Origin of the sequence: Craterilacuibacter sp. (assembly GCF_051659485.1) — a bacterium.
Lineage (GTDB): Bacteria > Pseudomonadota > Gammaproteobacteria > Burkholderiales > Chromobacteriaceae > Craterilacuibacter.
In genome coordinates, this window is the sequence record NZ_JBOFOO010000215.1 from 1 (window position 1) to 7,297 (window position 7,297).

The following is a 7,297-nucleotide window of genomic DNA, read 5'->3' on the forward strand; positions in this document are numbered from 1 at the left end:
TGCTCTACCACCATGGACATCTTCACATCCTTCAAAGCAAACGATTAACCAATCCCTTGTAAATCAAAGGTCGCTGGGCGCGCTCAAGGTTTGCCCGGTGGGTTGTTAAGCAGCAGTGCCCGCACTGCTTCCACATCTGCGGTGCCGCTCTCATCAGCATGACGCATCATGCGCTCGATCATTTGCTGCCGCCGTACCTGCTTCAGGCGCTCGCGTACCGCTGGCAACTGCGCTTCGTCAACGTCCGCGAAGTCGCGCAGGCAGGCGCACAGGAATTCCTCGTCAGGGCAAAAGTAGTCGCTGCCGCGCGCCCGGCGCAGCATCTGGTTCTGCCGACGCTCAAAACTGGCCGCCTGCAGCGCGTTATCCGGCAGACAGCCATGCTGGGCATAACCGTCCTTGCAGGCATACGCCACCTCGTTGATATGGGTCTGCACGCTGCGGTCGCTGCCAGCGCGGAAAGCGAAATGCGCATGCGCCTCCAGCAGCCGATCGATTGCCACGTCCAGTTGCGGGGCGCTCAGCGCAGCAGTCTCTTCGACCAGCCAGATCAGGTGGTTGGCCAGTCGCTCGTAAAAAAGTCTGAGCAGCGTTTCGCCGTCACCCTTGCTCAAGCCCCAGAACATCATGGCAAAGCGGGTATCAGTCTGCATGGCAATAAAGGTCGGGCGGCGGGCAATCGTCACCGCGTGCAGTTGCCACAGCCTCGGCGGCGCGTCGTCGGGTCGCGGGTTTTTTTCGACCCAGCTTTGCGACACCCCTTTACGGCTCGTGGTTAACGCCTCGGCAGCATCTTTGGAACACCGGAACAGCAGCATGGCCTACTCCTGCCCCACTGCATCCGGCAACCGCTGCCGGTTCACAGCAGCCGCAATCAGCGGCGCAACCTCACGTAAGCTTTCAAGGGGCAACCTGCCTTCCTGGTACATCTGATACCACTTACGCCGCTGCCTCATCACCCGTTCATCATCGCGCAGATGCAGCCGGATCAGGGTTTGCTGTGCCAACTCGCGCAAATCATCGGGAATGTTTTCAGGCACAGTTACCAGCTGTAGCGAGGGTAACAGCAGCTTGAACCAGCCTTCTTTAACCAGTAGCGGGTCAAGTATCGTGACCGCCTTATTCTTGCTGCTGTTGATCCAGCCGGACGCAAAGCGAAAATTTTCCCACTCATAAGTCAGGCTTTCATTGGCATCCACTGGCTGGAAATGGTCTACCGTCCCCACAGGCTCGTACATCGCGCCATAGGCGCACAAATCGCCAAAGGCAACCGCCAAATCCGGCTTGTACTTGCTCCAGTAATCCTTGGGGCGCTTGCCTGCCGTTTTGCGGGTGGCTTTCGGATTTTTGACCAGCCAGGCCGCGCCTTTTTGCCGGCATCCGGCATCAAAGCCGGCCGGCTCTGTCCAACCGGCCTGATCAATCTCAATCATGGCGGGCTCCGATACGACGGCTCGGGACCTTGCCGGTTTCTACCAGCCAGCGTGGCCAGAAATCGTCATGGCCGGGCAATACCTTGCGCAATGCCTTATCGATAGCTGCCTGAGTCTTCAGCCCATCCGGCAAACCCGCCTTGTCACCCCGCATCCACGCTTCCGCCGCTTCGATGGCCTGCTCTGCCTCAACAGAGCGCGCCTGCTGCAACCCGAAGGCATCAGACACCAACCAATTCACCACATCGCCCTGTTTGGCCCAGGGCTCGGCCGCAACCATCGCCTGCCCGTCCTGCAGCGCGATGTTGAATACGGCATCCTGCTCTTCGTCGAACTCGGGCTCTAGCGATGCCAGCACCAGCGGCGAATGGGTGGCCACAATCAGCTGTACCGGCACCTTCTTGCCGGTCAGCGCCTGCATCACCCTAAGCAAGGCCGGCACCACGCGGCGCTGCCACTGCGGGTGCAAATGGCACTCGATCTCGTCGATCAGGAAGATGATTTCTTTGGCCTGCTTGCGTCCGGTCTGCTCGCACGCCAGCAAATGTTCGCGCCAGGTCCACACCAACAAATAGGCCAGCGCGGCAATGCGCCGCATGCCTGCCGAAGCATGCACCAGCGCCACATGCTGGCCGTAAGGCATACGCAATGACGGGTAATCCTTCACATCCAGCCCCAGGCGCACAGGCGGACCAGGTTCAAGCTTTTCATTGCCGGATGGCGACAAGGTGTCCAGCACCTTGATCAAGTCGGCAAATGCCGGGTCTTGCCCCTTTTGCCACAGAACCCAGTCATGAATCAGGCCATTGCAATAGCGAATCCCGTTAGGGCCTTCCAGGCCATGCCAGACTTGCTCAGGCGTAAAGTTAAACCCGCGCGGCCGCTCTGCCGCCTCGTTACTCTGCCAGTAATTCCGGGCCGGGTCCCACGCGGAGAAACTGCCGTCCACGCCGGCATAAATCACCACACCCGGGATGGGAGGCCGCCCCTGTTTAGTGGACCATAACTGCTCGCTGCGATTAAAAAGGCTGGACTCCTCAAAATCTCCCGGTGTCGCCTTGCTGTAAGCGTAAGTAATGCAGCTCTTCTTGCAGCCAGGCGGAGGCACCGCCGGCATATCGCGAGCCCAGGTAAGGGTCAGCGCCCACCAGGCGATGTCCAGCAGAAAGCTCTTACCCAGCCCGTTGTCTCCGGTAATCACATTCAGTCTGGGCGCAAACGCCACCGGCCCGAAAACAGCCGCCGGGCCAACCCCCTCCAGCACCAAGCTTTTCAACATGCGCGTTCTCCTGCATCCGGATAAGACACCGCACTGCGGGTGCCCTCTTGGTAAAGGGTAAATTTGACCATGCCATCGCGGCCAACGCCAGTCGCAGAAGTGTGATCGCTGCGTGGCGGTGCATTCATGCCCCGGCCTCCGCGACCAGCGCCTCGGCATCCGGCAAGCGCAGCTGGCTGGAGCTCATGCTGCCGTTGGCGAGCACGATGCCGGCTCGCCCGCCCGCTTTCAGGTGGTAGAGCATGTGCTGCAGCCACGCGTAGTTGGCATTGCCTTGCGGCGGCGCACCGTACACCCAGCGCGGGTCGCCCTCCAAGCTGCCGTGCCACCAGTCGCTGATATTGAACGGCGGATTGGCGAGGATAAAGTCGGCGCGCAGGTCCGGGTGCTGGTTGCGGGTGAAGGTGTCGCCCGGCTCGCGGCCGAGGTTGAAGTCGATGCCGCGGATGGCGAGGTTCATCGCTGCCAGCCGCCAGGTGGTGGGGTTGGACTCCTGGCCGTAGATGGCGACATCGCCCAGTTTGCCGCCATGCGCCTCGATGAACTTTTCACTTTGCACGAACATGCCGCCCGAGCCGCAGCACGGGTCGTACACCTTGCCCTCATGCGGGTCCAGTACCGCCACCAGCGTTTTCACGATGGAGGCCGGGGTGTAGAACTGGCCGCCCTTCTTGCCTTCGGCGCTGGCAAACTGGCCGAGGAAGTATTCGTACACCTGCCCCAGAATGTCGCGTGCCTGGCTCTGGTCTTGGCCAAAGCCGATGGCCGAGATCAGGTCAACCAACTCGCCCAACTTGCCGTCCGGCAGCGGCGCACGCGCGTAACGCTTGTCGAGGAAGCCTTTCAGGCGCGGGTTGTCCGTTTCGATCAGCGCCAGCGCGTCATCGATACGCTTGCCGATGTCTGCCTGCTTGGCGTTGGCGCGCAGCGCCTCCCAGCGCGCGGCTTCCGGCACCCAGAACACATTCACTTCGCGGTAGTAGTCGCGGTCTTCCAGTTCTTCGGCCAGCAGCTCGGCATCACAATCGTGCAGGAAATAATCGTCGTTTTCGTCGTGGAAGCGGCGGGTCAGCTCATCGCGCCGCGCCTGAAAGGTATCGGACACAAACTTGAGGAAGATCAGGCCCAGCACCAGGTGCTTGTATTCGGCCGCGTCCACGTTGGCACGCAGCTTGTCGGCGGCGGCCCACAGGGTTTTCTGGATATCGTCTAGAATGGTGGTGTCTCTTATAGGAAATCGGGCTGTTTGGTGGCAGGTGCCGGCCAGCTGGGGGCGAGCACGGCGCTGCCGGCGCCCTCCAGCACGGCAGGGTTGGACAGCCACAGCCGGCAGGCCGGGTCGGCGCTTGTGGCAGAGGGCGAGCAGTCGACGTTCCAGCTGCGCAGCAAATAGCCGGCGTTGGCGGCGCGTACCGGCAGCGAAAGCCGGCCGTCTTCCAGCGCGTAGTCGAGCGCGGCGACGGCAGGGTGGCCCAGCTGCGGGTGCGGCACCAGCTCAAGGGTGAGCAGGGTCTGCCATTGGCTGTCGGCCTCGGCTTGCTCATGCGGCGCCGGTGCCTCATCCAGCAGCTCGGTGCTCAGGATGCGGGTCAGTACCAGGTCGATAAACGCGCCGCGCAGCCGGTCGTAGGCGCGCACATGCCAGCGCAGGCCGCTGTCGACCAGCGCATGCGGGGCGATCAGGCGAACCTGTTCGCCGCTGCTTTCCGAGTGGTAACGGATGCGCAACAGGCGCTGGCTGCGGATCGCACGGCTGACGGCGGCAAGGATGGGCAGGCGCGGCCGGTTGAGTAGTGCCGGGTAGTCGCCCGGCAGCAAGGCGGCGCCGACCGCCTCGAGGCTGTACGGCTCGCCCTGCATCAACGCGGCCAGCACCTGCTCCAGCCGGTGCTCGAACAGCGGCGCGAAGCCCGGCTGGATGAAATAGGCCTTGCTCGACGGGTCGAGCGCGAGGTTGTCCGGTGCAAGCTGGCGATAGAGCGCAAAATCGCGGGTGGCCACCGCCGGCGCGATGTCAAAACGTGCCATCAGGTCAGCGCGCCGCACTTCTCCGAGGAAGTACAGGCAGAACTCCAGAAAGCTCTGGCGCTGGCGCTGGTTGTGAGTGAGGTGCCCGAAGCTGGCGGGGGTGGAGTCCATGGCGCTTGCCGGTTAATCAATACATGGGCATTGTGCCATGCGCTTGCATAAATATCATCATTTTGATTAGATTGAAGCGATAACTGCTACGTCGAGGATGCCCATGCACGCCACCGTTCGCCACCTGCTGTTCCGGTTGGCCCTAAACTGCATCGGCGTCCTGCCCTTCGTGCTGGCCGCCACCTGGCTGTACGGACCTGCGTGGCAAGACATTGCCGCAGGCAGCCTGTTTCTGGCCTGCGTGTTTGTGGTGCTGGTGGTCGTGATCGACGGGCTGCTGGGCTTGCTTGGGAGAAAACGGCGAGAGTAGCGCTGCCAATGCCGCTTTCAGCAGGTCTCAAACGACGTTTTTGCTACGCCTCCGCCGCGAGAAAAGTGGGTGCCTGCGTCGGGGGGTGGACTGGCGATTGCGCCGAGAAAAGCCGCAGATACGAGGGCGAAATCGCCTGGTAATCTTTCGGCGCGAGCCAGGCCTGGCCGCCAGCTGCGATACCGTTGGTGTACGCCCAGGCCCCTACCTGCAGGGTCACATGTTCATCGGTCAGAAAACCCGCCTCAGCTCCGATCTCTGCCAACGCATCCGAGCATTGCTCGATGCGCTCAAGCCATCGTTCAAGGTGCGGTAAGGCTGCCAGCGTATCCGACTTGCTGCGGTTGCACGCCGGGTGCGCCAGCACGAAATTGTGCGCGAGGTCGCGGGGGTAGCGCGAGAACGGAATGTAGTGGTCAACGTCTGCTTCAGATAAGGAAGCACGGCAGTAGAAGCACCGTGAACCATCAAGTTTGCGCAGGCCGGCCGCCATGATGCCCAGTGCCTTGCGGGAGGGCGCAAACAGGAATGCCTCGAGGTCGTCGGCTTCGCCCAGCAAGGGCATGTTCAGGCGGTTGCCCTTGATCAGTTGCGCGGCAAACCTCGCCCTTCAGGGCGGGGAAGGATAGCGCGGACGGCCTAGCCGTCCTTGCTTTTGCCATTCAGTGTGGCGTCTGCTGTTGTTCGATGTATTGGCGAATGATTTCGATGGGTGCGCCGCCGCAGCTTCCGGCGAAGTAGGAGGGCGACCACAGCGCACCGCCCCACAGCTTCTTGCGGATATTCGGGTAGTTATTTTTGCGGATCATCCGGCTGGAAACGCCTTTCAGGCTATTGACCAATGCCGAAACCGACACCTTTGGCGGGTAGTTCACCAGTAGATGAACGTGGTCATCTTCGCCATCGAACTCCACCAGTTCCGCCTCGAAGTCAGTGCACACCCCGGCAAAAATGAGGCGTAGCGCGTCCAGTATCTCCTTGGTGAATACATCACGGCGGTACTTTGTGACAAAGACCAAGTGAACATGCAGCTTGAAAACACAGTTTCTACCGTGTCGAATGTCGTTGTTTTGTTCCATAGGCCAAACTATAGTATGGTCATGCAACGCCTCCAAGCCTTCAAATACGAACTGATGCCAACTGGCGAGCAGCAGCGCAATATGCGCCGCTTCGCCGGGGCGTGCCGTTTCGTGTTCAACAAGGCATTGGCGTTACAAAAGGCCAATCACGAAGCCGGAGGCAAGTTCATTGGCTACCTGGCGATGGCCAAGCAGCTGACAACTTGGCGAAACAGCGTCGAAACCGCATGGCTGAAAGAAGCGGCGGTTCATCCTTTGCAACATGCGCTGAAAGATTTGGAAAGGGCATACAAAAACTTCTTCGAGAAGCGCGCCGACTTCCCGCGCTTCAAGCGCAAGGGGCAAAGCGACAGCTTCCGCTACCCCGACCCGAAACAGATCAAGCTCGATCAGGCCAATAGCCGCATCTTCCTGCCCAAGCTGGGCTGGCTGCGCTACCGCAATAGCCGGGAGTCGATGGGCGAGCTGCGCAACGTCACCGTCAGTCTGCGTGCTGGCAAATGGTTCGTTAGCATTCAGACCCGCCGGGAGGTCGAGCAGCCGATACCGAAGGGGGGTGCAGTCGGTATCGACATGGGGATTGCCCGATTCGCCACGCTGAGCGATGGAAGCTATCTTGCCCCGCTGAACAGCTTCAAGCGGCACGAAACCGCCCTGTGCAAAGCCCAGCGCGCGATGAGTCGCAAGACCAAATTCAGCGGCAACTGGAAGAAGGCGAAAGCCCGTGTCCAGCGTATTTATTCCCGCATCGGCAATGCCCGCCGCGACTACCTGCACAAAACCACGACCACGATCAGCCAAAACCACGCGATGGTGTGCATCGAGGACTTGCAGGTACGGAACATGTCCAAGTCAGCGGCAGGAACCACCGAGCAGCCGGGCAGGAACGTTCGGGCCAAGTCCGGCCTGAACAAGGCCATCCTCGATCAGGGCTGGTTCGAGTTTCGTCGCCAGCTGGACTACAAGCTGGCGTGGCACGGAGGGCATCTCATCGCCGTGCCGCCACGGAATACCAGCCGCACCTGCCCGTGCTGTGGTCATGTGTCGGCGGATAATC

At 61.1% G+C, this 7,297-nt stretch carries 9 protein-coding genes; 2 read left to right on the forward strand and 7 right to left on the reverse strand.

Annotated elements, in window-relative coordinates; genetic code table 11:
• Positions 1-83: 83 nt before the first annotated feature.
• The 5 genes from ACRC1E_RS07615 to ACRC1E_RS07635 all read right to left on the reverse strand — a co-directional run bounded on the left by ACRC1E_RS07615 (position 84) and on the right by ACRC1E_RS07635 (position 4,740).
• The gene (locus ACRC1E_RS07615; RefSeq protein ID WP_438514503.1) at positions 84-818 is read right to left on the reverse strand and encodes a DUF6933 domain-containing protein; all 735 of its coding nucleotides are present in this window, start codon (positions 816-818) and stop codon (positions 84-86) included.
• 3 nt (positions 819-821) lie between these two features.
• Positions 822-1,433, reverse strand: a complete 612-nt coding sequence (locus tag ACRC1E_RS07620; protein WP_438514504.1) for a hypothetical protein — start codon at positions 1,431-1,433, stop codon at positions 822-824.
• Positions 1,426-2,712, reverse strand: a complete 1,287-nt coding sequence (locus tag ACRC1E_RS07625) for an AAA family ATPase (protein WP_438514505.1) — start codon at positions 2,710-2,712, stop codon at positions 1,426-1,428. Before ACRC1E_RS07625 ends, ACRC1E_RS07620 begins: the two co-directional genes overlap by 8 nt.
• Positions 2,713-2,836: 124 nt before the next feature.
• Positions 2,837-4,036 carry a type I restriction-modification system subunit M gene (locus ACRC1E_RS07630; protein ID WP_438514506.1) on the reverse strand — a complete coding sequence of 400 codons (1,200 nt, stop codon included), beginning with the start codon at positions 4,034-4,036 and terminating at the stop codon, positions 2,837-2,839.
• The gene (locus ACRC1E_RS07635) at positions 3,940-4,740 is read right to left on the reverse strand and encodes a helix-turn-helix transcriptional regulator (protein WP_438514507.1); all 801 of its coding nucleotides are present in this window, start codon (positions 4,738-4,740) and stop codon (positions 3,940-3,942) included. The genes ACRC1E_RS07630 and ACRC1E_RS07635 overlap by 97 nt, the downstream gene beginning before the upstream one ends.
• A gap of 214 nt (positions 4,741-4,954) precedes the next feature.
• Here ACRC1E_RS07635 and ACRC1E_RS07640 point away from each other — a divergent pair, with 214 nt between their 5' ends.
• A complete protein-coding gene (locus tag ACRC1E_RS07640; RefSeq protein ID WP_438514508.1) occupies positions 4,955-5,161 on the forward strand; it encodes a hypothetical protein in 207 nt (68 codons plus the stop codon).
• Between the two features lie 43 nt (positions 5,162-5,204).
• Here the strand turns inward: ACRC1E_RS07640 and ACRC1E_RS07645 are convergent, their stop codons facing one another.
• Positions 5,205-5,726 carry an HNH endonuclease gene (locus tag ACRC1E_RS07645; protein WP_438514509.1) on the reverse strand — a complete coding sequence of 174 codons (522 nt, stop codon included), beginning with the start codon at positions 5,724-5,726 and terminating at the stop codon, positions 5,205-5,207.
• Positions 5,727-5,823: 97 nt separating this feature from the next.
• Complete coding sequence (gene tnpA, locus ACRC1E_RS07650; protein ID WP_438514510.1) at positions 5,824-6,240, reverse strand: IS200/IS605 family transposase; 417 nt, start codon at positions 6,238-6,240, stop codon at positions 5,824-5,826.
• Between the two features lie 15 nt (positions 6,241-6,255).
• On the opposite strand from tnpA, the gene ACRC1E_RS07655 reads away from it, so the two are divergent.
• Positions 6,256-7,297: RNA-guided endonuclease InsQ/TnpB family protein (locus ACRC1E_RS07655; RefSeq protein WP_438514511.1), on the forward strand; the 1,042-nt coding region annotated here is incomplete at its 3' end.

Bases quoted from the DNA above. Each gene is read 5' to 3' on its own strand.
- ACRC1E_RS07620 (WP_438514504.1), bottom strand. From the start codon at position 1,433: ATGATTGAGATTGATCAGGCCGGTTGGACAGAGCCGGCCGGCTTTGAT.
- ACRC1E_RS07625 (WP_438514505.1), bottom strand. From the start codon at position 2,712: ATGTTGAAAAGCTTGGTGCTGGAGGGGGTTGGCCCGGCGGCTGTTTTC.
- ACRC1E_RS07635 (WP_438514507.1), bottom strand. From the start codon at position 4,740: ATGGCACGTTTTGACATCGCGCCGGCGGTGGCCACCCGCGATTTTGCG.
- tnpA (WP_438514510.1), bottom strand. From the start codon at position 6,240: ATGGAACAAAACAACGACATTCGACACGGTAGAAACTGTGTTTTCAAG.
- ACRC1E_RS07615 (WP_438514503.1), bottom strand. From the start codon at position 818: ATGCTGCTGTTCCGGTGTTCCAAAGATGCTGCCGAGGCGTTAACCACG.
- ACRC1E_RS07640 (WP_438514508.1), top strand. From the start codon at position 4,955: ATGCACGCCACCGTTCGCCACCTGCTGTTCCGGTTGGCCCTAAACTGC.
- ACRC1E_RS07645 (WP_438514509.1), bottom strand. From the start codon at position 5,726: ATGCCCTTGCTGGGCGAAGCCGACGACCTCGAGGCATTCCTGTTTGCG.